The following is a 24,259-nucleotide window of genomic DNA, read 5'->3' on the forward strand; positions in this document are numbered from 1 at the left end:
ATCTGTGTTCCCGCACATTCGGCATGTGTGACAAGGGTGTCATTCGCTCCCACTCCGCACTGCGTGCGTCGCGGATGGGTATGCATGGGATACCGCGTGGGGTGCATCGGGATTCTGTGCCCTCGCACCTTCTGCGTGTGTGACAAAGGTGTCATTCGCTCCCACTCCGCACTGCGTGCGTCGCGGATGGGTATGCATGGGATACCGCGTGGGGTGCATCGGGTTTCCGTGCCCTCGCACACTCCGCGTGAGTGACTAAGGGATCATTCGCCCCCGCTCCGCACTACGTGCGTCGCGGATGGGTGTGCTTGGGACAGTGGGTGTGGGGATGGCCGCTTGGCGGCTGAGGTGCTGCGGGATTCGGATTTTCTACTGCGGATCGATGACCTGCATCTTTAAACGGCTTGTACGTCCGATGGTCAAATTGGGCGGGCGGCGCTTTCGACGCCGCGCTCCGCCCTCCCATCTTCCGGTCTTCCCGCTATCGCGCTCAGTGCGACGGCAGGCCACTTTCCAGTTGACGCTGCAGTTCGCGAACCTGGCGTTGCGCGGCGCGCAGCTGGTCCTGCGCGGCAGCCTTCTGCTGCGTCAGCGCCGTTGCTTCAGCACGGGTCTGCTGCTGCTGATTCGCAACAATGGTCTGCTGCTGATGCGCAACGTCAAGGTCGGCCTGCAAGCGGTTCGCACGGTCCTGCGACAACGCAATCATGCGCTCCGTGAAGGCCTTCTGCGCCTCCAGCTGCGTACGCCGAATCTCGACGTCCGACAGTTGCAACGTCTGACGCACGAAATCCTTGTAGATCATGTCGGCACGCGTAGCGTCCTGCGTCTTGATCACGCGCCAGAAGTTCTTCTGCTGGAACAACGCCACGTAGTACGTCATCTCCTTGCCGTAAAACAGCAAGCTCGCTCCGTAACTACCGTTGTACGTCGTGCGCAATTCGCTCAGATCCGAGCCGCGGATCATCTGCTGCAATTCCGCCACATTCCCCGCGGCGGATTGCTTGGCCTCGTCCGGCGTCAACGCGTTCGTCTGCGCCTGGCCAGCAACTGAATTCGCCGGCAACGCGGTCGTCGTGCCCGGCTGGGAAACAACGCCAGCGCTCGACCCGCTATCCGGCAGAGCCTGCGCACCCACGCCCTGCACGGCCCCCATCGCGATCAATGCAGCCAGGGCAATCTGCCGTAGTTTCGACTTTCGGTCCATGTAAATCCTGCTCGAACAGTTTTTGTTTTAGTACAACCGTCTCATTATTACTCACTTTCGCGCGTTTCGGGCTCTTCATCAAAAATTTGGTACTTGCGCATCTTCTCCCACAAAACCTTGCGGCTGATGCCCAGATAAAGCGCCGTATCCTGACGACGCCAACCGTTTGCGTCGAGCGCGGCCAGCACGCGATTGCGCTCGGCCATGTCCCATTTGCTGCGGTCCACCAGCACCTCGGCGGCGCTCTCGGCGGGCACCGGCTGGGTGGTGCGAGCGAGCGCGAGCAGCCGCTGCAGGCGCGCCGCATCCCACGCGCCGATCTGACGCACCGTCACGCCGATCCGCTCGGCCAGGTTGCGCAGTTCGCGCACATTGCCTGGGAAATACGTGTCGGCCACCGCGTCCGCGAGCCAGTACGGCAGGTCCGGTAACGCGGCGAGCCGCTCGTTGCCGACGATCTGCGCGATGAACGCCTTGAAGATCGCAATCTTGTCGACGGCGCCCCGCTCTTCGAGGGACGGAATCTTCAACTCGATCACTGCAAGCCGATAGTAAAGATCGGCGCGGAAGGTGCCGTCCTTGACCAGTTGCGGCAGATGTTTGTTGGTCGCCGCCACCAGCCGGAAATCGAGCTTCACCGGCGTGGCCGAACCGATTCGCGTGACCGCGCTGTCTTCGAGCACGCGCAGTAACTTGACCTGCTGGTAGAGCGGTAGATCGCCGATTTCGTCGAGGAACAGCGTGCCGCCGTCGGACTGTTCGAAGTAGCCCTTGTGCGCGACCACCGCGCCCGTAAACGAGCCTTTCGAGTGACCGAAGAACAGCGATTCGAACAGGCCGTCCGGAATCGCGCCGCAGTTCACCGCGACAAACGGCCCCTGGCCGTAGCGGGTGTGTTTCTCGTGCAGCAGTTGCGCGATGCGCTCCTTGCCGACGCCGGTTTCGCCATGCACCAGCACGCTCGTGTCGCAATCGGCAAACGTATCGACTTCGTGCAGCAGCGCCTGCATGCACTCCGAGTTGGCGATCATTGCATCCGACTCGTGCGTCTTGGCGCTGTGCGCGCGCAGTTGCAGCACCAGCTTCATGACCATGCCGCGCAGTTCGGCGCAGGTGAAGTCGAGCGGCAGGATGTGCGAATAGTCGGATGGGTAAGTCGCCGGGTCATGGTCGCGCGGCGCGGCGCCGACCCATACCACAGGAATGCCGTGCGCGGCCTGCCAGTCGCGCATGAGTAGCGCGCCGCTGTCGATCACCGACACGCTGATGATCGCGAGCGACGGCCGCAGCGCCGTCCGTTCAGGCGAGATCGCGATATCGTCCGCGCGGATCACTTCGACATCGAAGCTCGCCATGCAGCGCGCGACCCGGTCGACGATGTCGGCCTTGCCCTCCCAGACGTAGATATCGAGTTCCTCGATTTTGGGGTTGGTTCTCATAGGCGCGAAATCAATTGACCAGTTGTGCCTGACCGCAGGCAAGCCCGAGATCGTGGACCGTCGCTACGCCGATCTGGACACCGAGGAGTTGTAAAAGAGGAATGAGCAGCGAGTCCAACGACTGCAGGATGGGCGTCAACACTGTCACCAGTGCACTGACCAGTGGTGCAGCTACAGCGGTGACGTCGAGGCCCAATACGCTCACGTGGATTGTTCCTGAAAGCCCGCTGGCGAGTTGCGTGAGGAGGCCGCCGACCGCTGAGCCCAGACCGTTGGTGTTGGTGGTCTGGTAGTCATCGCTGTCCCCCTGCACGCCGTTGAACTTGAAAACCGTGGGGGATGGCGGCTGCACGCTGAGATTAAGTCCACCGCCTGTTGAGCTTTTGACTGAAACATCCGCCAGCCCGAGACCAAGCAGAGGCAACGACACTGAGGTGATCAGCGCCGGCTGATTGCAACTGGTGGGAACGGTCGTGTTGGTCATATTGCTGGCAGCATCGCCTCCGATGCACAAGGCCGCTACCCCAGGCGTCGCGGAAATCCAGCTGTAGCTGCTCGCACGTTGCGTCGAACACTGTGTCGTCTGTAAATAGGCATTTCCCGGCGCAACCTCGATGTAGATTGGCAAATTCAACGCAGAGATGCTCGCCACTAACGGAATGCTCAAGTTGAGGAGCTTCACGTTCAGATACAACCGCACCACCGCGGAGTGCGCGCTCGTCCGGGGGGTGCCGTCGGGATTGTTTCCAGCCTCGCCAACTGCGATGACAGGCGGCTCGATAACCTGGGCCTGTGCGGTGATGCTCGCAAGCGGGCTGAGATTGAGCGACGTACCAAGATCGACGGCTGACGACCCGTTCGCGATCTCGGCAGCCACCATCAGCATATCGAGCGCGTTGACTGTGGCCGTGGCTGCCGCCTGTGGGTCGCCAAGACCAACGGCCAGCAACCCGTTCTGAGAAGCAGTGTTGCCCAGGTTGATTTTCGTGCTACCGGTCGACGCGCTCGCAATCGTACTCAATGCGGTCGTGACATTGGCGCTCACTACATTTCCCTGACTCAGCACCGTCGCCATCGCGTTCGCAAGTTGCGCAACAGTGACCTGCGCCTTGAGCAGGTCAGCCATCGAACTCACGCCCAGCGCGGTCGCCAGATCCAGCAACTTGATCTGGGCTGTCGCCAGGCCCTGGTACGAGCCGACATCCAGATTAAGGTTGGTGTTGAGCAAACCATTCAGCAAGCCGTTTACCAGTCCGCCCGACAGGGTGGCCACCGAAGTGCTAAGTGAAAAGGACCGGATGTTGGTAGCCTGCGCCGTCGCAGTCGCAGTCAGTGTGCGCGTCTGCCCCACGAGAAACAAAAACGACACAGGCTGGCTGACCACCACTTGCAGAGCGTTAAGCGGCGCACTGCCCGTGACAAAATACGATGGCGCTGCGTTCGCCGACGGATCCCATCGGCCGCACGTTGACTGAATAGCGCCGTTGCTCGCCAAACCATTCGCCGTTGCATTCAGTTGAGCTGAGTTGATCGCCGCTGCACAGCCGCCCGCGCTACCGATCATCTGTACGCCTGCCGCAGCGGCCAGATCCGCAGTGCGCTGCAAATCGCGACGCACATAGTAAAAGTGGCCGACATCGATTGCAGCCAACGTTATAACCGCGACGCTCACCCATACTGCCGCCAGAATTGAAACCACACCGCGCTGCGAGCGTGGTGAGATACGGACTGCGCGGCGCGCGCGCAAGATGCGCAAGCGCCGGGCGTAGGGGTGGGATGCAATACGTGACGACATATCAGTTCTGCTGCAGTTGCCCAGTCATGCCACCGCCCTGCCCGCCTCCACTGCCTTGATTGAGCGCTGAGCCGTACGTTTCGGGGATTTTCGATTTGAACGATCCCATGTAACGACGGTAGGCCAAACCGGCCTCTTCGCCGAGCATTGGCTGCTCCGGAGCAGCCTGACTATTACCGCGTTGCAGATCGAGCCATGCCGTCGTCGCATGACCGACTTCGCTGCGCGCAACCGGTGGCGCCGATACCGTCTGAGCATCCGCAATTTCCACCGTGCTGGCTGCCAGCGCAGCGATCAACGCGCCGCAAACCAGCCTCCGCACTCCCCTGATTCTTCCCTGGTATTTCATATTGGTCTCCCTTCCCCGTCGGCCCGTTATTGTGAGAACCGCTGAAGCAAACGCGGCGCGGGTTCCATCGTGCCCTGCGTGCTAGCGACAGTCCCAGGCTGAACCCCTTGCGACCGCGCCGCTCCCTGCTGCTGTGCGCGGGACGCGGCAACGACTTTGGCCGCTTCGTTGCGAATCGCCGCACGTACGTCTAGCGAAAACTTCTGCTGATTCATCAACGCCTGCGATCGCTCCGTCTCTCCGTCGACGAGTAGATACAGTGCGATATTGCTGGCGATCTTCGGATTGTTCTGGTCAAGCTCCGCTGCTTTCATCAACGGCACCCGGGCACCGCTGATATCACCGGAACGCATGCGCGCATAGCCGAGATCCGACAGCACTGACGCATCTGTCGGCGCCAGTTGCGCCGCTTGCTGTAACTCGTCTGCGGCACGATTGAAATCACCGGATGCGCCTGCAATCAATCCCAGCCCGCGATGCCCACGCGACGCGAGCGGCGTTTTTAGCAATCGTTCATAGGCCTCCGCACTCGCCGCGGGTTGATCAGTCATGCGCAGGGCGTCAGCGCGCAGCAGAATCGTGTCTGGCGTCACCCCATATTGCTTTTCATAGGCATCGATATGCGCCAGCGATGCGAAGTACAGCCCTTGCGCCTGCATGCGATCGATCAAGCCGAGATACATCCCAGGCGTGTCCGGCGCTGGATCCCGATTGGCCTGCTGGATCAAAGCCTGGCGCTCCGCTTGCGGGCCGACGCCATAGCCGAGATCTTTCGTGCAAGCGCCAAGCAGCACGAGTGCAATGCCGGGTGCGACGCACTGCGCCGCCCGGATAAAGCCATTCGATCTCATGTTTGAAGTCATCACAATGTTCCTACCGCTTTATCGCTTTCAGCGAATGTGACACCGACAGAACGCCGGGACCCGCTGTCACGATCATCAACGCCGGCAGCAAGGTCAGGATCATCACGCCGGTCATCTTCACCGTCATTCGGCCAATACGTTCACGCAACATCGCGCGGCGCGTTTCGCGGAGGCGATCGCCAAACTGCTTGAGCGGTTCTTGCACCGCCCCACCGTGCCGATCGACCTGAATCAGCAAACGCACCACAGCTTGCATATCCTCATTTTCGTAACTTGAAGCAAGCCGATTCAACGACTGCTCCCGGGTGCGACCGGCAGCAAATTGCCGCTGCGCAATCTCCAACTCGCTGGAGAGTACGGGCAATATGCCGCGAAAATCGTTGACCATCACCTGCAGACTCTGATCCAGTGACAAGCCGACACCCTGGAGCAAGCGCAAGAGATCGACCAGCATCGGCAACTCATCAACGACGCCGCGGCGCCGTGCCGACGCGCGTCGGCTCAGCACGACCTTCGGAATCATGACGCCGCCCGCCATCGCGACAATCACCAACGTTACGTAGCGTGGCCCGTCGATACGACCGCTAGCAATCGTGCCAACGAGCAGAGGCAGCACGACGGCGCACACGATTCGGGCAATCAGGAAAAGCCCGCGAGTGCGCGTATCAACAAAGCCGCATTGTTCCAGCAGGCGGCGGTCCTCCTCCGCAACGATATGCCGGCCAATCGGCGTATCGAGCAAGCGGATACCGGTATGAGCCAAGCGCTCGAACGCGCCCCTCATGCCAGTCTCAGGCACGCGCGTACTCTGCTTGCCCTGAGCACCGTCTGTGCCGCGCGCCGCCGCTGCAACAGCGTTTTGCAACGCGCGCTCGTCGAGTGCCTGCATGAGCATGCGGTCGCTCCGTCGCGCAGCCGCGATCCGCACGATCAGAAGACCTGCGATCAGGAGCGAAGCCAGCGCCACGAGACCGAGCGCAAGCGCAATAAGGTAGTTCGGTTGCACTGTCATGATTTCAGCCGTGCCAGCCGGTACAACAAATAGGCGCCAAGCATTTGCAGGCCGAACGCGAGATACAGGATTCGTCGCCCGCTCGGATCGAACCACATCGATCCGAAATAGTTCGGGTTTGTCAGGATCAGAAACCCGCCAATCCCGACCGGCAACATACCGAGTACCCAGGACGACAAACGCGTTTCCGATGACATCGCCACGAGCTCACGTTCTGCCTGTTCCAGATCACGCATGAACGACGACATCCGATCGAGCATCACGTCGGCCCGGCCGCCGTACTTGACGGACAGGCGTAACACCGCACCCACCAGCTCCAGCTCGCGAGCGCCATACAACACGGCAACATGAGAGAGCGCACGATCGATCTCGACACCGGACCGCAGCATCCGTGAGACATGATCCAGGCATTCGCGCAGCGGGGCATCTGTGGATTGCAACGCCGCCTGGAAAGCCGCCGGCACACTGTTGCCGAGCGTAATCAGACGAACAATGCCATCAAGAAACGACGGCAATTGCCGAACGATTGCCTGGCGGCGCTTGTTGGCGCGCATCGACAGGACAAAGTAGAGAAACACAAGGCATGCGGCGAGCGTCACGACGCCTGCAAGCGCACCGCCCTGCTTCGCAGCCATCAGGCACAACGCCAGCACGCCCCCCGCGACGATCAGTGCGGGCGCGCGGAATTTTTTCAGCCCCGCGCGATTCATCAGGTTTACGAATGAATAACTGATCCGCGTCTTAAGATAGCGCGCGTATTCATTCCAATCCGCACCGGCTGCGGGAGCCTGTGGTGCAAACGAAGCCGTAGGCATCGCACGGCGCGTAGTCGCAGTACGGGACGCCGTCACGGACGCCACCGGCTGGGCAGCAGCCACCCGGCTGTCGATGAAGCGCTCAGTACTCGCCTGGTCTTTGCGTTGTGCACCCTGCTGCAATATCAGCAGCGCACCTGCAGCGCACAGCAGCGCGAGCGCTGCAAAGACCAGGACTGCGCTAGACATTGAAGCCCCCGCCGAAACCGCCGCTACCAGTGTCGAAGCCCCCTCCGCCGAACCCGCCGGCGTTCGTCGAACCGCCAAGCGCCTGCCGGAAGCGTGCCAGCTTGGGCGAATGCGGATGAATGCCGAGCGACACCCACTGATCGAGTTCTTCCCCGTCCTGCGCCATCACAGGCTCATAACGATAGAGTTCCTGAGTCGCGATAATGTTGTCGGAAAGCCCGGTCACCTCGGTGATGGACAAAATCCGCCGGCGCCCATTCGACAATCGGCCGATCTGCACGATGAAATCGATCGCATTGGCGATCTGGCGACGCAAGCTCGACTCGGTACCCTGAAATCCCGCGAACCCCGCCAGCATTTCCAGCCGGTAAAGACATTCGCGCGGCGAACTGGCGTGCACCGTGCCCATCGATCCATCATGGCCGGTATTCATGGCCTGCAGCATTTCCAGCACTTCGCCGCCGCGCACTTCGCCAACGATGATCCGGTCCGGACGCATCCGCAGCGTATTGCGCAGCAGGTCGCGAATCGTCACGACGCCCGCGCCGTCAAATCCACCCGGGCGACTTTCGAGCCGCACCACGTGTGGATGGTTCAGCGACAGTTCGGCCGTGTCCTCGATCGTCACCACACGCTCCGCTTCGGGGATGTGAAACGCCAGTGCGTTGAGCAGCGACGTTTTTCCCGAACTCGTCCCGCCGGACACCAGTACGTTGCAGCGCGCGGCGACCGCCGCTTCGAGCAGCGCGCCAATTTCCGGGCTGTAAGTGCCGTTTTCGAGCAGATCGTCGGGGCGCAGCGGATCTTTACGGAACTTGCGGATCGATACGATCGGCCCGTCGATCGACAACGGTTCGATCACCACGTTGACACGGCCGCCATTCGGCAAGCGCGCATCGACCATAGGATTCGATTCATCGAGACGACGGCCGATCGGCGCGAGAATGCGCCGCACGATGCGCAGCAAATGCGCATTGTCGGCAAAGCGCACTTGAATTCTGGTCAGAATGCCGTGGCGCGACACGTACACGTCGTTGTAGCCATTGATCAGAATGTCTTCAACGGCTGTGTCGTTCAGCAGATCCTCAATGGGGCCAAAGCCTGCCAGTTCCTTGGTAAGCGCCTCCGCAATCGAGCGGACCTCGGCTTCGTTGATCGGGATTCTCCGCAGCCGGACAAAGCTGTCCATTTCCAGGTCGACGAACTGGTTGATCGCGTTGCGCGACCACCGGCCGAACTCGGAGCCCAGTTCCTCGATACGCGTGAGCAGATGTTCGTGCGCCGCGTTCTTGATGTCCTGGAACTGCTGGCTTTGCGCGAACGAAGGCACGTCGTCGGCGAATTCGATCTCTTTTGCCATCGTCTATGATCGCTTGGTGGAGGTTGGAATAAGGCGCTTGAGCGCGCCAAGCGCAGACTTGCCGGGCACCCGCGCTGCCGCACAAGCGGCACCGCCAAGGCGTTCGATGAGCGGCTCAAGCGCGCGTACATAAGGGTCGCGCGCGGCCACATCGACCAGAAGATGCCCCTGGTTGGCAGCCTGCCCGAGCGCCACGCGCCTTTCAGGCAAAGTAGCAAGTAATGGAATATCCAGGCGTTGGCCAATCTGGACGCCGCTCAGCCCGAGATCCGGATCGAACTTGTTGACGATCAATCGCACATTGCCCAATTCAATGCCCTCTTCGCGCAATGAGTCGAGGACGCCGACCGCCGATACGATCGACGCGACCCCCTGGTCACACACCAACCAGGTCTCGTCGGCGGATTGCACGACGTGCGCGATGAACTCGCTGCTGGAGAAGCCGCCGAGATCAACGATCTGCTGGTCGAAGAAAGCACGCAAGCGATTCAGCAAACCGATCGACGATGAATACGACACTTCACGCATCTCAGCGAGGTTCGGCGGTAGCGTGGTAAACGCCAGACCGCTTGCGTGATGTGAAAGCGCCGTGTGCACGAAAGTCTGGTCGAAGCGACGTAGATTGCGCACCGCTTCGACGAAATGAAATTCACTGCGCGTGTTGAGCAGCAGCGTACCGTCGCCGGCCGGCAGGCCAAGATCCAGCAACACCGCCTGCCGCCCCTGCTCGACGTCGCGCCGTTGCAACATGACCGCCAGATTCGCGGCGAGCGTGCTGACGCCCATGCCGATACGCGCGCCAACCAGCGCAGTCACATGACCGTGCCGGCTGACCGGCTCAACCAGATTGTCGATGACCTGATGCGTGATACGTAGCGCATCGGCAGCAGGCGCAGACAGATCGATAAAGTCGCGCACCCCGGCGCGCAACGCGGCAATTGCACTCTCCGGCTCGGCGAGCGAACCGGTCGCGACGATTTGCAATCCCGGATAAGCGGCACGCACCGTACTTGCCGCTGCGCTCGCAGCGGCCGCGCGACCGCCGGAAAAATCGATAAATACCAGCGTTGGATTCAGGACAGCAATGCGTTGCGTCAGCGTCGACGGATCAAGCGTAACGGCCTCGACGCGCCCCGCTGCGATCAGCGTATCGGCAAGCCAATGCACGTGCTCGTCAGCCAGCGACGCGAACACAAAGGAATCGGTGACAGCCCTTTCAGTCAATGAATGCGTTCTCGCGTTCATGTTGCACATCCTGTTGCGGCATTGGCTGAAGCGCCGCCGCTTTGTACTGCTCACCGCAACACGCGGCCTGCACCGACGTGCAGGTCGCCCCGCCGCAGTGCCGGAGCGCGCCACATGCCAAATGCTTGCGCGTGCTCACTTCGAAAACCCCGGTACAGCATCCGGGGATGCGAAACCGCCGATCAAAGCACGCCACACCGGAGCGTTGCGCTGCTCAGCCTGCTCGCCCGGCGTGGACGGCAGCGTTGCTCCCTTCGCAAGCGGAGACACCAGATGCGGCGTCACGATAATCACCAGCTCCTTATCGTTCTGCTGGTAGTTCAACTGCTTGAAGAATGCGCCAATGATCGGCAGGTCGCCTAACAACGGCACCTTTGAAACGTTAGAAATCGTTTCACGATCGATCAGGCCGCCAATCACGAAACTCTCGCCATCGCCGAGTTCGACCGTCGTGTCGGCTCGCCGGGTGGTGATCGCGGGAACCGACACGCCGCTAATCGTCACTGCATTCGAGAAATCCAGCTGACTCGCCTCCGGCGCCACTTTCAGCGCGATTCGCTGTGGGCTGAGCACGGTCGGCGTAAGCGTCAGGCCTACGCCATAGGGTTTGTATTCAATCGACGTAGTACCCAGCCCTTGGGGAACCGGCACCGGGATCTCGCCACCGGCGAGAAAACTCGCGCTTTGCCCGGACAACGCAACGAGTGTCGGTTCCGCGAGAACCCGTGCGAGATTGTTGTTCTCCAGCAGGCTCAGGTTCGCGAACAGCCCATGCGTGGCGGAGTTGAAAATCAGGTTGAACGCCGACGATATCGGGGTCGTGCTCGACGTTTGCGGCTGCTGCCCCGCGGTCGCGGAGACTGTGGTCAACGCAGACGGCGCAAACGAGCCAAACGAAAATCCGTTGTTCTGCTTGAAGAAGTTAAAGCCCACCTCCTTAAGCACCGTGCGGCTGAACTCGACCACCCGCACGTCGACCTGCACCACTGAGCGCGTAGCGACCGTCGATATGTCGTACGTCGCGATACTTGCACCACTGTCACCGCCGGCTCCGCCCGCGTCGCCCCCCTTACCACTCGCACCGGGACCGGCAGCGCCGCCGACGGCATTGTTACCGTTCCCGCGAGCCGCGCGCTGATGTGCCTCAATTTCTGCGGCCGCTACGGCTCGCTGATGCTTTTCCATGGTCGACGTCGCGCCAGAAATCAGCGCGGTGTCGCCAAGCACTTTCACGGCAGGCGTGTCAGGCCCGAGCAGGGTTCGCGATGCTGCGGTAGTCACGTTGACCGTATAGGTGAGGGCCGCATCTTTACCTTGCTCCCACAGCATGATGTTGGTCGTGCCGGGCGATTTTCCGATCAACAGCACGCCGCCCGTTTTGTCGCCTTTGACGATCAGCACGTCCGCAACCGTCGGGTCGCCGATCGCGACACGCCGCAATGTGTGCCCGCTCGCGAGCGTTTGCTGTGAGCCGACAATGATGTCGACATTCCGTGCGTCGGCCGCGGCATCGCTCACCGACGACACGGCGAGCGATGCTGCGCACAACATCGCCATAGTCCCGTATGCAAAAAAGCGTTCTTTCATTTTCTTTTGGGCGCGTGTGGCCGCCTGCTCCCTGAAACTGCTATCGGGCGACCATTTCGGCACGCCCACCCCGTATGACTTCAATCGCACCACTCGTATTCCCTGCAACCCTCGTCATGGGCGTGGCAATCCGTGGCGCTGCTAGTGCTCGACTCGTCGAGTTTCCGGTCGCACCCGACAACGTATCAAGCGAAACGCCGGCGGCCGCACGAGTCGAATCTTTGAGAGGCTCACCGCCCGCTTGCGTCGATGTCTTCAACACGGCCGGTAGTGCCGCAAATGCGCCTGCATCGACGACTTCGGTGTCGTTTGGATTACGCAGCGCGAATACAAGACGACCGGAAGTTTCGGCGAGCGTCAACCGGTCCACGTCGGCGACGGGAACTGCAAGCACGGCAGTGCGCACCATTCCGTTCGGATCACCCGAGTTGTCGTTGCCGGCCGTGGCATTACCGAAAGCTAACACCCGCAACTTTGAGATCAGGAGGCGCGCCTGCGACCGATCGATCTCGGCGTTGCCACCCAGGTTTCCGTCACGCTTGAGCGTGAAGAAAACATCGACGAAATTGCCTGGCCGCAGCCGATTGCCGACCGCATTGGATTCGTCGACGCGCACAGCGATCGCACGCTCACCCGGCGCAATGCGCTCTGCAATCCCGGACGACAGTTGAGATTCCAGCACCGGCGTTTGCGCACCGACATCCGCATTCGGAATTCGGCCTACAAGTTGCGCCGGATCGGCAAAGGCGCCGTTCGGATCGATCGGCAACGACTGAACGCGCAATCCATCGGCCTTGATCGGCTGGCCGGCAGGCAGTAGGCGGGTTGCGACAACCAAAGGAAAACTGGCTTGTGCGACCGACGCTGCCGGCAAAGCGACCGGCCTGCGCGAAAGCGTTACCGCAAAAATGCCGAGCAAAATTGCCAGTGCAATCAGCCCGCCCGCAGCGATTTTGATTAGTTTTGGCATGCTGGGCTCGCTGGATGAGTCGAATGCTCCCACTGGCTTATGCGCTCGGAAGAGCGAAGCAGTGCGGTGCGACGAGGAGCAGGCGCGTAAGTCAAAGTATGTTCACCGGATTGAGTTGCACTGTTGCTGTACTGGTCAGGTTCTGTGGCAGCAATAGACCGAGACCCGGCAAGGTCGGTATGAGCGGACTGGCCGCGTAGTTATAGGTCAACGTTACGGCGATACAGGTCATGGTGGAATCGTAGTTACACGTAGCTTGAGCGGTTTGGCAGGCGGCGCTCTGAATCATCGGTGCGACCATGTTAGTAGCGGTATTGCAAGCAGCGGTGGCACGTAAGCTAACCGCACCGGGCACACTGCTCGCCGACTGATAGTTCAACGCTGCGCGCGCGCCCTCCGCTGTCGCAAGCGTCAGGCTCTGTTGCGCAACGAAGATCATGCTGAACGTCACGATCACGTAAAAAATCGAAAAAAAGATCGGAAATACCAGCGCGAATTCGATAGCGGTCGCGCCGCGTTGCGCATCTCTTCTGCAACTGTGAGGTCGCACCCACTTGCGAGGGTTGCGCCGCGCCGAATACATTGTCATCGCGCGCCCCCGGCAACAACCTGGGTCACCATCCATACAATCGTCGGCACGGTCAGGCATGCAACAAACGGCGTGGCGCGCCTGCCCGACAACTCGAATGTCGGCGCTCGACGCTGCAGCAAGGATGCGAAACGGGTACGGGTTGCAATCAGCAACCACACTGCGTGGGCGCCAGCCACCAGACTCGCGACCGCCCACAAACCGAACAATGCGTGCACCCCGCACCATGCGCCGAGCACCGCGAACACTTTGACGTCGGCGGCACCCATCACACCAATGGCAAAGAACGGCAGCAACGCAAGCAGACCAACCGCGGTGCCAAGGGCAGCCTGCGCGATGGAAATGCCGAATGGATTCTGGCGCAGCAATGCGCAAGCCAATGCCGTCACCAAACCGGTAACGATTATTGAATTCGGAATACGCCGACTACGGCAATCGCATACGGCGACCCACGCTGCCCACGCTACGAACAAAAACAGAGTGACGGACGAGTTCATGTCAGCCTCGACAGGTGAAACAAAACACATACGGACCACGACGGCAGTCCGTATGTCTCCTATCGGGAAGACCCCTGAATTATTACCAAGTCAGCCGACGCATACGACGGCTTTACTCAACACGCGATTGCAGGGGCCGCGGCAGTCTATTAAGCCGCTGGCAGCAGTTTGGTGATGGAGACGAACGCCGCGTCCAATTGAAGGCCCAGACCCTGTACCGTCGCCCCAATAACGACGACGATAAGGCCGGCGATCAGCCCGTATTCCAGTGCGGTGACCGCACGGTTATCTCTCAGGAAGCGTTGTGTGAACTTTTTCATTTTTTACCCTCGGACTTTCATTTATTTCGTTTGTTTACGTGCTGCTTCGGATGACGGAGTCTTGGGCGCTCAGAACCATTGGTCTCTCATTCCTGGTCCTGCGTGTTGCGCTGCAGAAGTACCGCCTGGCAGCCGGCTTCAATAAAACAGATATCTATGAGCTGTCTGTTCGATTGCGCACCTCCCTCGTCAATCCTTGATGCTTTCGGGTTTTATAGCCGAACAATCATATTTAAGCAATTGTCCGCCGCCCTTAGCCCAACACCCTATGCGTTTTGCCGCCGTACTCAGGTTAACGGCAGTTCGTGCGTTGCAGCACATAGGAATAACCATAAGTTAGATTCGCTGCACTAATTATTTGTTTGAACAGAACGTTTCAAGCGCCCGGGACCCTCTCATTGCGCTTGCGTTACGCCACGTTTCGTAACGGCGCGCGCGGCTCGTTACGTTACGTAGCCCTCGCAAACGTTTAGCAGATTCATTATCGAGGCGTATATCTGAGTTAGCGGACACTTCATCAATTCCTAGCAAAGCCATATCACGCATGGCTTCATGCCCTTCGGCAGAAAAATAATTCGCATTATTCAGTCGAAATGGCACGGCTCATGCAGAGATAGCCACGCAGCAACATCCAATAACACATGCGATGCGAGGGCGACATGAAGATTCAAACGGCCAACACGACAGTACGAACCACCCTGATTGCGGCCAGCGTGGCGGCAATGCTTTCTCTTGGTGCTTGCGGCGGCTCCGGAACCCTGAGTTCCGGCACCGGCGGCGGCAGCGGCAGCGGTAGCGGCTCTGCCGGCGGCGCACTTTCGACCACCAGCGGCAGCGGCAGCGGTTCGATGGGCTCGGGCGGCTCCGGCAGCAACACCAGCAGCAACGGTTCGGGAGGCGGCTCGGGCTCCGGAACGGGCACAGGAACAGGTACGACCCCCGTCGCGAATGCGCTCGGGACAGTAGTCGGCAACGGTGGCGGTCTGGTCAGCGATGTTGGCTCGACGGTCTCGAGCATCGGTACCGTGATCGGCTCGCAATCCCTCCCTGGCGTCAGCTCACAAACCACCCAGGCCGCCGGCGGCATCGTGCAGCAAGTCGGTTCGGCTGTCTCGACGCTCGGCAGCGGTGTATCCCAAGGGCTCGGCCAACTCGGCACGGGCGGCAACGCGGTCGGCACGACAGTGTCGAGCCTCGGTGGCGTGGTCGGTCATGTCGGCGGTGCAGTGACGGACGCAGGCAGCCTCGTGACGAGCCTCGGCAGCGGCCCCCTCGCACCGTTGGCCGCCCTCACCACACCGCTCGGCGGCGTCGTCAATACGCTCGGCGGCGCCGTGACCAACGGCGGCAGCACGCTCACCACCGCGCTCTCGACGGGCCCGGTCCAGCAAATCACGCAAACGCTCAGCACGGCGATCACGCCGATTACGTCGATGGTCGCGGCGACCACACAGACAGTCGGCAACACCACGGGTCTCGGAGCACCGTTGAACGGCCTCCTCTCGACCCTCGGCGGCGGTCTGGGCAAAGCCGGCACGCTGATCAGCGCAACCGGCGGCAATCCGATCACGGCCGCTCTCGGCCATACGGTCACGGATACGGGCACCACGGTCGCATCGGTGGGCGGCCTGCTCACCGGCAGCACCGGTGGCAATCCGCTGGCTCCGCTCACGAGCGCACTCGGCGGCCTGACCGGCGGCACCAGCAGCGGCCCCCTCGCTCCGCTCACTAGCGCACTCGGCGGCCTGACCGGCGGCTCCAGCAGCGGTCCGCTCGCTCCGCTGACCAGCGCACTCGGCGGCCTGACCGGCGGCACCAGCAGCGGCCCCCTCGCTCCGCTCACCGGCGCGCTCAGCAGCGTAACGGGCGGTCTAGGCGGCGCCTCGAGCGGCGGCAGCCCGTTGGCGCCTGTCACCGGCCTGCTCTCGAGCGTGACAAACGGCCTGAGCGGCGCCTCCGGTGGCAGCAGCAGCCCGCTCGCCCCGGTAACCGGCTTGCTGTCGAGCGTCACCGGCGCGCTCGGTGGCGTCACGACCACGGCGGCCAATACGCCGGCCACGACGACGACCGCTTCGACCACCACGGGCCCCGGCCTGTCGCTGTCGAGCACAAGCGGCAAGGGATCGGGCAACAGCCCGCTCGCCCCGGTGACGTCGCTCCTCGGCGGCCTGCTCGGCGGTCTGTCGAAGAAGTAAGCAATACCGTCGCAGCGATCGAAAGAAGTGCAGTAACCGGCAACCCGGCGTCCGAAAACCCGGCGTCCGGCAACCCGGCGTCCGGAACCCGGAGTGCGGCCCGCCAGCCGCGCCCCGGTTCTGCCGGAATCTGTCTGGATTGAGCCGCGCCGCTCAGACATCCGTTGCACCGGCGCACGGAAACAACGCACACGACATCTAGAAGACACTGAGGAGCACACATGTCCACCCAACGTTTTTTTACTCTCCATGCGGCGTGCGCGACCGTGTCGTCGTTGCGCGCACCGTTGATCGCCGTAGCGGTTGCCGGCTTGCTCGCCGCGTGTGGCGGCAATGGCGTCACAGCGCCACCGAGCGCATCCGGCAGCGGTAGCGCCGGCGGCGGCGGTTCGACCAGTGGCAACACACCCACCGCCTCGACGTCGAGTACCAATGGCCTCGCCACCGCAGCCGCGCAGACCACCAGCGATCTCGGCAACACGGTCGGCTCCCTGAGCATCCCGGGTCTCAGCCCGAAAGTCACGCAAGGTCTCGGCGACACAGTGTCGAGTACGAGCGGCACGCTGAACTCGCTCGCCAACGCAGTGAGCGGCGGCCTCGGGCAAATCGGCACGACCTCCAATCCAGTCGGCACCACGGTGGCCGGACTCGGCTCAGTGGTCAGCTCGACAAGCGGTGTCGTACAAGGTCTGAGCACCACGGTCGGCGGACTCGGCACCGGCAATCTCGCGCCGCTGTCGCCGCTCACCACGCCGCTTGCAACCGTGCTGTCCACGACCGCCGGCGCGCTGAATGCCGGTGGCGCGACGCTTGGCAATTCGCTGGCCTCCGTGCCGGTGCAACAGATCACCCAGCCGCTCAGCACCGCGATCACGCCGATCGTGCAGACGGTCGGACTCGTGACACAAACGGTCGGCACGCAAACCGGCCTGGGCGCCCCAGTGGGCGGCTTGCTCGCACAAGTCGGCGGCGCGTTGAGCTCGGCCGGCTCGCAAGTCGGCACCGCAACGAAGAATCCGGTCGGCGTCGATCTCGGCACGCTGGTCGGCTCGCTCGGCAACACGGTGACAAACGCCGGCGGCCTCGTCAATCCGAACGGCCCGAATGGCGCGAATCCGATTCCCGGCTTGATTACGAGTCTGGTCGGCAGCACAAACGTGGCCGTCGTCAATGGACCGCCTGCCAACGGCAGCCCGTTCGGCCCGCTGCAAACCTCGCTCGCGAGTCTCGGGCTCGGCAACAACCCGCTCGGCTCGCTGTCGACGCTGCTCGGCGGCACCCCGCTGTCCGGCCTGACCTCGGCGCTGAGCGGCACGCCCTTGAGCGCGCTGACTTCGGGAACGGGTGGCTCGCCGCTGGGTTCGCTGACTTCGGTGCTGGGCGGCACGCCCCTGAGTTCGCTGACCTCGGCGTTGGGCGGCACGGGTAGCGCATCGAATCCGCTGTCGACGCTGACCGGCGCACTCTCGGGCGTCACCAGCAGCGCATCGGGCAGCAGCGGCAGCAACCCGCTCGCCCCCGTGACGGCCCTCGTCGGCACGTTGACTGGCGCGCTCAGCTCGGCGGCCGGCTCGACGAGCGGCTCGACCAGTCCGGCAGGCGGCCTGACGACACTTCTCGGCGGCCTCGTGCCGGTGAGCCATAAGTAGTCCGCATAAGTCTCTGATCGATGCCGCACGCATGGGACGTCCCCACGGACGTCCCCACGCACGTCCCGTTAGACAGTTTAGACAGTGCGCATAGCAGTCCGCCTTATCACGTGCTCCGCGCTTTTGCAGACGATGCTCAAGCCCGAGGGAGCACGTGACGTAATACATGCAAGCATGGCAGTATGCGTCGAGCCACACATAAGCGATCGCGACCAGCCCGGCCAGGCGGCGCGTCCGCAATACAAGAACGGCATACGAGGAAAATCCGATGAAACTCGGGTACGGCAGTAAATGGACCCTCCTGCTCGCTGCGATAGCGGCAAGCGCGATGCAGGTAGAAGCACAAGCACAGTCACGCCCTGGCGGTTCGATTGCCGGCGGCAACCCGCTCGATTCGCTACCGCAGATCAAGGCGCCTGACAAGGGCCCGAACGTAACCGTGCAGGTTGCACCGCAAGCCCCCCAACTTCAGGAACTGCTCGCCCGCCATCTGACGCCTTCGAGGATTCAGGTCGAGGGCGTGAAGTCCATTCCGTTCGATGAAGTCGCGCAGCGCTTCACGCCGCTCGTCGGCAAGGACACCACCATCGGCGATCTGATTCAGGTTGCCAACGGCGTCACCAGGCTGTATCAGGATCGCGGCTATGCGCTCTCCTTCGCGTTCATTCCCGCGCAGACGTTCGAGGGCGGCGTGGTACGCGTGACCGTTGTGGAAGGTTATGTATCCACGGTCAAGGTGACGGGCAAGGCCGGCGCGATCGAAGACAAGATCCGCGCGATCGCCGACCACATTGTCGCCGACCGGCCGCTCAAGCGCGCCACCTTTGAGCGTTACATCAATGTGCTGGGCCTGCTTCCCGGCGTGAAGGTCGCGGCCAACGTGGCGCCGCCGCAAAATACCGACGGTGCCACGACGCTCGAACTGAAAGTAGACCGCAAACCGGTCGACTTCAGCACCGGCATCGACTTCAATCACCCCGGCGTGCAAGGCCTGCTGACCGCCACCGAAAACGGCCTGACTGCCCTCGGCGAACAGTTGAGCGTGTCCGCCTTGCTGCCGAAGGGGCGTGACAACGTCACCTATCTCGCGGCGCACGCTGCGGCGCCGATCGGCAGCAATGGACTGATCGCCAAGATCGACGCGTCGCACTATCGCGGCAATCCGGTCGACAATCCCGGCCTGCCCTCTTATATCGAGCGCACGGTCATCAACGACAAGGTCGGCGGCTCGCTGGCCTATCCGATCCTGTTGAGCAACACACAAAGCGTGATCGGCACGGCCTCCGTCTATGCGTCGCACGACGAGGACCGCTATAACAACCACGACACCGGCGCGCAGATCGGCTTGCGCTCGCAGATCCGGGTGATGCAATTGCAGGCCGACTACGCCAGCGTGCAGACCGGCCAGGTGCGCCGCGCGAGTATCACATTGGCGAAGGCATTCGATATTCTCGGCGCATCGAAATCCGGCGACTCGAACGTTCCCGGCACGACCGTCACGAATCCGGCGTCGATCAACTTCGTGCGGAGCGGTGCAAGCTTTTCGCAAACCAACGAGTGGCCGCTGAAGATCGGCACCTCGGTTTCGTTGACCGGCCAATACAGCGCCGTCTCGCTGCCGACATCGGAACAGATTTCGTTTGGCGCGCAACGCTTTGCGCAGGGTTATGAACCGGGAGAGGCGTCGGGCGATTCAGGCTGGGGCGCCATGTTCGAAGTCAATCGGGCGTTCACGCCGGGATTCACGTATCTGCGCACCCTCACACCCTATGTCTCGTTCGACATGGCCCGCGTCTATCTGCATGCAGGGACGCCGTCGCCGTCGAAACTGTCGTCGATTGCATTCGGCTTCCGGATCTCGGACGCGAAGTATTACAGCCTGGATTTGTCGGTGGCCAAGCCGATTGGCGACGCACCGGTGGAGAGCGCGTCGCGCAGCCCGCGTATCAACGCGACGTTCTCGTATCAGCTGAACTGACGTTCGAAAGCGCCGCGTCCTGATTAGAGGTTCCACTATCAAACGGCGCGCGCACTTTCACGTATTCTGCGCTGACGATGTGCGACCCGCGGCATTCAAGCCGCGAGCCGCAGACCGTTGTAGCCGAAGTCGAACCTGAGGGGCACGACCAGGGCGTCACGGCAGCCGGCAGTTGAAAACGGCCCGGGATGCCAATAACGCCGCGCGACCATGATCGCGCCGTCTTTAATCAAGGAGGAAGACAATGATGCAATTCACTCAACGCGCGCGCGCAATCGCGATTCGCACAGCCAAACATGCCGCCCTCGCCGGCGTACTGATCGCCAGCGCGGTCACTGCCATGGCGCAGACCGATTCCCCGATCGGCACATGGCAAACCATCGACGATCACACCGGCCAGCCCAAAGCGCTCGTGCAAATTGCGCAGGATAGCAACGGCTCGTTGAGCGGCAAGGTGATCAAGGGGCTCAATGCGAACGATAAACCGGATCGCCGCTGCACAGAATGTACGGATGCACGCAAGGATCAGTTGATCCTCGGCATGACGATCGTCAACGATATGCAAAAGGACGGCGACGGCTGGGATCACGGGCAGATTCTCGACCCGGAAAACGGCAAGGTCTACAAGTGCAAGATGCACCTGGAAGACGGTGGGAACAAGCTGGTGGTGCGCGGCTACATTGGCGTGTCGCTGCTGGGCCGCTCGCAAACCTGGATTCGCCAACAATAGCGGACGAGCCGTTCAGGCAGCAATGCCTGAGACACGAAGGTGGGTTCCATCAGGGGCCATTACCGCAGCCCTGATGGAACCGGAAAAAACGGCCGACGATCGCCATCGTCTGGCCGTTTTTTTGTTTGAGTCTGGCTGGTTGGGGTTGTCATGCAGCGTGCTTGAAGGGCGACGAATACGCGAACGGCGACGACGGTAACGGCTTGACCGATGCCGGGCTGTACACCGCGGGTGCCGTGGCCGGAGCCTTATCTGCGTCAACGCTCTTCTGTTCCGCGCTCACATGCGTACGCATGCGTGCTTCCATCAGGTTGCAGAGCTCTTCGCTCGCAGCGCCGAACAATTGCTCCATGACGCGCTTGAGCACGCCGGATTCATACCATGCCTTGAAACGGCGATGGCAAGTTTGATACGACGGATATTTGCGCGGCATAGCGGACCAGGTCGCGCCGCTGTACATCACCCACAGCACGCCGTTGAGCACGGAGCGCGTGTTGGCAAGCGGCCGGCCACGCAGTTCGGAACGCGGACGCAGTTCGGGAAGCAACGGTGCAATACGTTGCCATTCTTCATCATTGATATCACGGTACGGATTCATGGTTTCTCCTTTGTCAGAACCATGACAAAGAAGATATCCAGTCGTCCGCCGACGGAATATAAGATCAATCCGAATCTTGAAAATGCGCCTCCGGACTCAGCCTCTTCGGCGAGCGGACCGTGATCTATCGCAAAAGCAACCGCGCCAGCGTCACGCGGCTGCTCAGGTTAGCGACGTATCGACGATCCGGCGCGGCGCGTCGAGATATTCTTTCGATTGCATTTCGACGATGCGCGACACCGTCCGCGTGAATTCGTTGGCCATCGGACCGTCGAGATATAGCTGATCGGGCGGCACCGCTGCCGACATCAGCAGCTTGACCTTGTGGTCGTAGAACACGTCGATCAGCCAGGTGAAGCGGCGCGCCTCCGAGGCCATGCGCACCGACATCTGCGGCACGCCGGACAGGATCACCGCGTGAAAGCGGCTCGCCAGTTCCAGGTAATCGTTCTGCGAGCGCGGACCGCCGCAGAGCGTCGCGAAATCGAACCACACGACGCCGTCAGCGCGCCGCAGCGCCTTCAGTTCCCGCTTTTCGATGCGCAGAATAGGGCTCTCATCGGGAACCGCTGCAAGGCGCGAAAACGCGTCGCGCAACGCTTTGTCCGAAGCCGCGCCGAGCGGCGTGTGATACACCTCGACCTGGGCCAGCGTGCGCTTGCGGTAGTCGATACCCGCGTCGACGTTGATCACGTCGAGCTTCGACTTGATCAGTTCGATGGCCGGCAGCATGCGGTCGCGATGCAGGCCGTCCGGATACAAGGTGTCCGGATCGTAGTTGGACGTCATCACGAATTGAACGCCATTCTCGAACAGCTTGTCGAGCAGACGGTAGAGAATCATCGCGTCGGCAATATCCGAGACGTGGAATTCGTCGAAACAGATCAGGCGGTAGCGCTTGGCGATACGACGCGCGAGTTCGTCGAGCGGATCGGCCGTGCCCTTCAGGTCTTCCAGCTCGCGATGGACCTCACGCATGAACTCGTGGAAATGCAGCCGCGTTTTGCGCTGCACCGGCACGATCATGTAGAAGCTGTCCATCAGGAAACTCTTGCCCCGCCCTACGCCGCCCCACATGTACACGCCGCGTGGCAGATCCGGGTGGATGATCAGCTTCTTGAACGCGTTCGAGCGGCGCGACTTGTACTCGACCCACTCGTCATAACACCGCTGCAGACGGTCGACCGCCGCGCGTTGCGCCGGGTCCGATTGATAGCCCCGCGTCTGCAGTTCTTTTTCGTAGTATTCGGTGACGTTCATTGTGTTGCTGCAAAAAGAAAGGCGGGAGGGAGTGAACCCGCCCGCCTTTGTGGTGATGCCAGAATTGCGTTCCGTCAGGCGTGCGTGATTACATGTTCAACGCGCGCTTGTCCACGGCGAGCGCCGCTTCGCGCATCACTTCCGACAGCGACGGGTGCGGATGGCAAATGCGGCCGATGTCTTCCGAAGCCGCCTTGAATTCCATCGCCACCACGGCTTCCGCGATCAGGTCCGATGCGTTTGCCGAGATGATATGCACGCCGAGCAGTTCGTCGGTCTTCGCGTCGGCGATCATCTTGACGAAACCATCCGCCTTGTTGATGCCCAGCGCGCGACCGTTCGCCATGAACGGGAACTGGCCCGTCTTGACTTCGCGGCCTTCAGCCTTCAGTTGCTGCTCCGTCTTGCCGACCCACGCGATTTCCGGTTCGGTGTAGATCACCCACGGAACGCAGTTGTAGTCGATATGCGGCTTCTGACCGTCGATGATTTCGGCCACCATGACGCCTTCGTCTTCAGCCTTGTGTGCGAGCATCGGGCCACGCACCACGTCGCCGATTGCATACACGTTCGGCACAGCCGTTGCGCAGTGGTCGTCGACGTCGATGAAGCCACGCTCGTTGGCCTTCAGGCCGATGGCTTCGAGACCGAGGTTGTCGGTGTTCGGCACGCGGCCGATCGACACGATCAGGCGGTCAGCTTCGAGCTTTTGCGCGTTGCCGTCCTTGTCCGTGTAGTTCAGCGTGACGCTCTTGTCCGTCGTCGTCACTTCGCCGACCTTCACACCCACGTGGATGTCGAGGCCCTGCTTCTTGAACTGCTTGGCGGCTTCCTTCGCGAGCGCCTGGTCAGCGGCACCGAGGAATTCCGGCAGCGCTTCGAGCACCGTGACTTCGGCACCCAGACGACGCCACACCGAACCGAGTTCCAGACCGATCACGCCGGCGCCGATCACGGCCAGCTTCTTCGGCACGGAGTCGAAGCTCAATGCGCCTTCGTTGTCGGCGACGATCTTGTTGTCGACCGGAATGCCCGGCAGGTGACGCGCCTTCGAGCCCGTAGCGATGATCACGTTCTTTGCTGTGACCACTTCAGTTTCGCCTTCGCCGCTCACTTCGATCTGCACGCCGGCGTCCGTCTTGCCGGTGAACTTGCCATGGCCTTTGAGCCACGTGATCTTGTTCTTGCGGAACAGGAATTCGATGCCCTTCGTCATCTTCTCGACGATGCCTTCCTTGCGGGCCAGCATCTTCGTGATGTCGAGCTTCACGTCCGACACGTTGATACCGTGGTCAGCGAGATGATGTTGCGCGTTTTCAAATTCTTCCGACGACGCGAGCAGCGCCTTCGACGGAATGCAACCCACGTTCAGACACGTGCCGCCGAGCTTCAGCGTGCCGGCCGGGTTCTTCCATTTTTCGATACATGCGACGGTCTTGCCGAGCTGCGCTGCGCGGATAGCGGCGATGTAGCCGCCAGGGCCGGCGCCGATCACGACGACGTCAAATTCTTTGGACATGACAATCCTTTTGATGGCGAAACGGCGCGCGGCCACGCTTCGTTGCGCGCGTCGTTCCAGTACTGCGGAATGCTAAAGACATGCTGCTGATAT

Annotated in this window: 21 protein-coding genes; 4 read left to right on the forward strand and 17 right to left on the reverse strand. The window is 61.6% G+C overall.

Features of this window, described 5'->3' with window-relative positions; genetic code table 11:
* Positions 1–490 precede the first annotated feature (490 nt).
* The 14 genes from KHO23_RS29080 to KHO23_RS29145 all read right to left on the reverse strand — a co-directional run bounded on the left by KHO23_RS29080 (position 491) and on the right by KHO23_RS29145 (position 14,237).
* Complete coding sequence (locus KHO23_RS29080; protein ID WP_211615623.1) at positions 491–1,207, reverse strand: DUF2968 domain-containing protein; 717 nt, start codon at positions 1,205–1,207, stop codon at positions 491–493.
* Positions 1,208–1,254: 47 nt separating this feature from the next.
* Positions 1,255–2,646 carry a sigma 54-interacting transcriptional regulator gene (locus KHO23_RS29085; protein WP_120292864.1) on the reverse strand — a complete coding sequence of 464 codons (1,392 nt, stop codon included), beginning with the start codon at positions 2,644–2,646 and terminating at the stop codon, positions 1,255–1,257.
* A 10-nt stretch (positions 2,647–2,656) separates the two neighbouring features.
* Positions 2,657–4,441, reverse strand: a complete 1,785-nt coding sequence (locus tag KHO23_RS29090; RefSeq protein ID WP_211615625.1) for a TadG family pilus assembly protein — start codon at positions 4,439–4,441, stop codon at positions 2,657–2,659.
* A gap of 1 nt (position 4,442) precedes the next feature.
* Positions 4,443–4,790, reverse strand: coding sequence for a DUF3613 domain-containing protein (locus KHO23_RS29095; RefSeq protein ID WP_211615627.1), 348 nt, complete (start codon positions 4,788–4,790; stop codon positions 4,443–4,445).
* 26 nt (positions 4,791–4,816) lie between these two features.
* Positions 4,817–5,641, reverse strand: a complete 825-nt coding sequence (locus tag KHO23_RS29100; RefSeq protein ID WP_211615740.1) for a tetratricopeptide repeat protein — start codon at positions 5,639–5,641, stop codon at positions 4,817–4,819.
* Positions 5,642–5,663: 22 nt separating this feature from the next.
* Positions 5,664–6,665, reverse strand: coding sequence for a type II secretion system F family protein (locus KHO23_RS29105; protein WP_407946083.1), 1,002 nt, complete (start codon positions 6,663–6,665; stop codon positions 5,664–5,666).
* Positions 6,662–7,669 carry a type II secretion system F family protein gene (locus KHO23_RS29110; protein WP_211615629.1) on the reverse strand — a complete coding sequence of 336 codons (1,008 nt, stop codon included), beginning with the start codon at positions 7,667–7,669 and terminating at the stop codon, positions 6,662–6,664. Before KHO23_RS29110 ends, KHO23_RS29105 begins: the two co-directional genes overlap by 4 nt.
* Positions 7,662–9,029: a CpaF family protein gene (locus KHO23_RS29115; protein WP_211615631.1), complete on the reverse strand. Its 1,368-nt coding sequence runs from the start codon at positions 9,027–9,029 to the stop codon at positions 7,662–7,664. The genes KHO23_RS29110 and KHO23_RS29115 overlap by 8 nt, the downstream gene beginning before the upstream one ends.
* 3 nt (positions 9,030–9,032) lie before the next feature.
* Positions 9,033–10,274 (reverse strand): fimbrial protein, encoded by a 1,242-nt coding sequence (locus KHO23_RS29120; RefSeq protein ID WP_211615633.1) that lies wholly within the window; start codon positions 10,272–10,274, stop codon positions 9,033–9,035.
* A 135-nt stretch (positions 10,275–10,409) separates the two neighbouring features.
* Positions 10,410–11,861 (reverse strand): type II and III secretion system protein family protein, encoded by a 1,452-nt coding sequence (locus KHO23_RS29125; RefSeq protein WP_211615635.1) that lies wholly within the window; start codon positions 11,859–11,861, stop codon positions 10,410–10,412.
* A gap of 40 nt (positions 11,862–11,901) precedes the next feature.
* Positions 11,902–12,831, reverse strand: a complete 930-nt coding sequence (cpaB, locus tag KHO23_RS29130; RefSeq protein WP_211615637.1) for a Flp pilus assembly protein CpaB — start codon at positions 12,829–12,831, stop codon at positions 11,902–11,904.
* Positions 12,832–12,922: 91 nt separating this feature from the next.
* On the reverse strand, positions 12,923–13,420 hold the full coding sequence (locus KHO23_RS29135; RefSeq protein ID WP_211615639.1) for a TadE/TadG family type IV pilus assembly protein: 498 nt from the start codon (positions 13,418–13,420) through the stop codon (positions 12,923–12,925).
* A complete protein-coding gene (locus KHO23_RS29140; RefSeq protein WP_211615641.1) occupies positions 13,417–13,917 on the reverse strand; it encodes an A24 family peptidase in 501 nt (166 codons plus the stop codon). The genes KHO23_RS29135 and KHO23_RS29140 overlap by 4 nt, the downstream gene beginning before the upstream one ends.
* Before the next feature lie 149 nt (positions 13,918–14,066).
* Complete coding sequence (locus tag KHO23_RS29145) at positions 14,067–14,237, reverse strand: Flp family type IVb pilin (RefSeq protein ID WP_211615643.1); 171 nt, start codon at positions 14,235–14,237, stop codon at positions 14,067–14,069.
* A gap of 659 nt (positions 14,238–14,896) precedes the next feature.
* On the opposite strand from KHO23_RS29145, the gene KHO23_RS29150 reads away from it, so the two are divergent.
* The 4 genes from KHO23_RS29150 (at position 14,897) to KHO23_RS29165 (ending at position 20,789) form a co-directional block, all read left to right on the forward strand.
* Positions 14,897–16,432 carry a collagen-like triple helix repeat-containing protein gene (locus KHO23_RS29150; protein ID WP_211615645.1) on the forward strand — a complete coding sequence of 512 codons (1,536 nt, stop codon included), beginning with the start codon at positions 14,897–14,899 and terminating at the stop codon, positions 16,430–16,432.
* A gap of 221 nt (positions 16,433–16,653) precedes the next feature.
* Entirely contained in the window at positions 16,654–18,081 is a 1,428-nt protein-coding gene (locus KHO23_RS29155) for a collagen-like triple helix repeat-containing protein (RefSeq protein WP_211615647.1), read from the forward strand.
* Positions 18,082–18,349: 268 nt separating this feature from the next.
* Positions 18,350–20,059 carry a ShlB/FhaC/HecB family hemolysin secretion/activation protein gene (locus tag KHO23_RS29160; RefSeq protein WP_211615649.1) on the forward strand — a complete coding sequence of 570 codons (1,710 nt, stop codon included), beginning with the start codon at positions 18,350–18,352 and terminating at the stop codon, positions 20,057–20,059.
* 244 nt (positions 20,060–20,303) lie between these two features.
* Positions 20,304–20,789, forward strand: coding sequence for a DUF2147 domain-containing protein (locus KHO23_RS29165; RefSeq protein WP_211615650.1), 486 nt, complete (start codon positions 20,304–20,306; stop codon positions 20,787–20,789).
* Positions 20,790–20,937: 148 nt separating this feature from the next.
* On the opposite strand, the gene KHO23_RS29170 is transcribed toward KHO23_RS29165, so the two are convergent.
* The 3 genes from KHO23_RS29170 to lpdA all read right to left on the reverse strand — a co-directional run bounded on the left by KHO23_RS29170 (position 20,938) and on the right by lpdA (position 24,166).
* Positions 20,938–21,387, reverse strand: a complete 450-nt coding sequence (locus KHO23_RS29170; RefSeq protein WP_211615652.1) for a transposase — start codon at positions 21,385–21,387, stop codon at positions 20,938–20,940.
* A gap of 162 nt (positions 21,388–21,549) precedes the next feature.
* Positions 21,550–22,647: a cell division protein ZapE gene (zapE, locus tag KHO23_RS29175; protein ID WP_211615654.1), complete on the reverse strand. Its 1,098-nt coding sequence runs from the start codon at positions 22,645–22,647 to the stop codon at positions 21,550–21,552.
* Between the two features lie 88 nt (positions 22,648–22,735).
* Positions 22,736–24,166: a dihydrolipoyl dehydrogenase gene (lpdA, locus tag KHO23_RS29180; RefSeq protein ID WP_211615656.1), complete on the reverse strand. Its 1,431-nt coding sequence runs from the start codon at positions 24,164–24,166 to the stop codon at positions 22,736–22,738.
* Between the last annotated feature and the right edge of the window lie 93 nt (positions 24,167–24,259).

The sequence above is a fragment of the Paraburkholderia haematera genome (genome assembly GCF_905220975.1).
Taxonomy (GTDB): Bacteria; Pseudomonadota; Gammaproteobacteria; order Burkholderiales; family Burkholderiaceae; genus Paraburkholderia; species Paraburkholderia haematera.

Excerpts from the sequence above, each read along its gene's own strand:
- KHO23_RS29080 (WP_211615623.1), bottom strand. The coding sequence starts at position 1,207 with ATGGACCGAAAGTCGAAACTACGGCAGATTGCCCTGGCTGCATTGATC.
- KHO23_RS29085 (WP_120292864.1), bottom strand. The coding sequence starts at position 2,646 with ATGAGAACCAACCCCAAAATCGAGGAACTCGATATCTACGTCTGGGAG.
- KHO23_RS29090 (WP_211615625.1), bottom strand. The coding sequence starts at position 4,441 with ATGTCGTCACGTATTGCATCCCACCCCTACGCCCGGCGCTTGCGCATC.
- KHO23_RS29095 (WP_211615627.1), bottom strand. The coding sequence starts at position 4,790 with ATGAAATACCAGGGAAGAATCAGGGGAGTGCGGAGGCTGGTTTGCGGC.
- KHO23_RS29100 (WP_211615740.1), bottom strand. The coding sequence starts at position 5,641 with ATGAGATCGAATGGCTTTATCCGGGCGGCGCAGTGCGTCGCACCCGGC.
- KHO23_RS29105 (WP_407946083.1), bottom strand. The coding sequence starts at position 6,665 with ATGACAGTGCAACCGAACTACCTTATTGCGCTTGCGCTCGGTCTCGTG.
- KHO23_RS29110 (WP_211615629.1), bottom strand. The coding sequence starts at position 7,669 with ATGTCTAGCGCAGTCCTGGTCTTTGCAGCGCTCGCGCTGCTGTGCGCT.
- KHO23_RS29115 (WP_211615631.1), bottom strand. The coding sequence starts at position 9,029 with ATGGCAAAAGAGATCGAATTCGCCGACGACGTGCCTTCGTTCGCGCAA.
- KHO23_RS29120 (WP_211615633.1), bottom strand. The coding sequence starts at position 10,274 with ATGAACGCGAGAACGCATTCATTGACTGAAAGGGCTGTCACCGATTCC.
- KHO23_RS29125 (WP_211615635.1), bottom strand. The coding sequence starts at position 11,861 with ATGAAAGAACGCTTTTTTGCATACGGGACTATGGCGATGTTGTGCGCA.
- cpaB (WP_211615637.1), bottom strand. The coding sequence starts at position 12,831 with ATGCCAAAACTAATCAAAATCGCTGCGGGCGGGCTGATTGCACTGGCA.
- KHO23_RS29135 (WP_211615639.1), bottom strand. The coding sequence starts at position 13,420 with ATGACAATGTATTCGGCGCGGCGCAACCCTCGCAAGTGGGTGCGACCT.
- KHO23_RS29140 (WP_211615641.1), bottom strand. The coding sequence starts at position 13,917 with ATGAACTCGTCCGTCACTCTGTTTTTGTTCGTAGCGTGGGCAGCGTGG.
- KHO23_RS29145 (WP_211615643.1), bottom strand. The coding sequence starts at position 14,237 with ATGAAAAAGTTCACACAACGCTTCCTGAGAGATAACCGTGCGGTCACC.
- KHO23_RS29150 (WP_211615645.1), top strand. The coding sequence starts at position 14,897 with ATGAAGATTCAAACGGCCAACACGACAGTACGAACCACCCTGATTGCG.
- KHO23_RS29155 (WP_211615647.1), top strand. The coding sequence starts at position 16,654 with ATGTCCACCCAACGTTTTTTTACTCTCCATGCGGCGTGCGCGACCGTG.
- KHO23_RS29160 (WP_211615649.1), top strand. The coding sequence starts at position 18,350 with ATGAAACTCGGGTACGGCAGTAAATGGACCCTCCTGCTCGCTGCGATA.
- KHO23_RS29165 (WP_211615650.1), top strand. The coding sequence starts at position 20,304 with ATGATGCAATTCACTCAACGCGCGCGCGCAATCGCGATTCGCACAGCC.
- KHO23_RS29170 (WP_211615652.1), bottom strand. The coding sequence starts at position 21,387 with ATGAATCCGTACCGTGATATCAATGATGAAGAATGGCAACGTATTGCA.
- zapE (WP_211615654.1), bottom strand. The coding sequence starts at position 22,647 with ATGAACGTCACCGAATACTACGAAAAAGAACTGCAGACGCGGGGCTAT.
- lpdA (WP_211615656.1), bottom strand. The coding sequence starts at position 24,166 with ATGTCCAAAGAATTTGACGTCGTCGTGATCGGCGCCGGCCCTGGCGGC.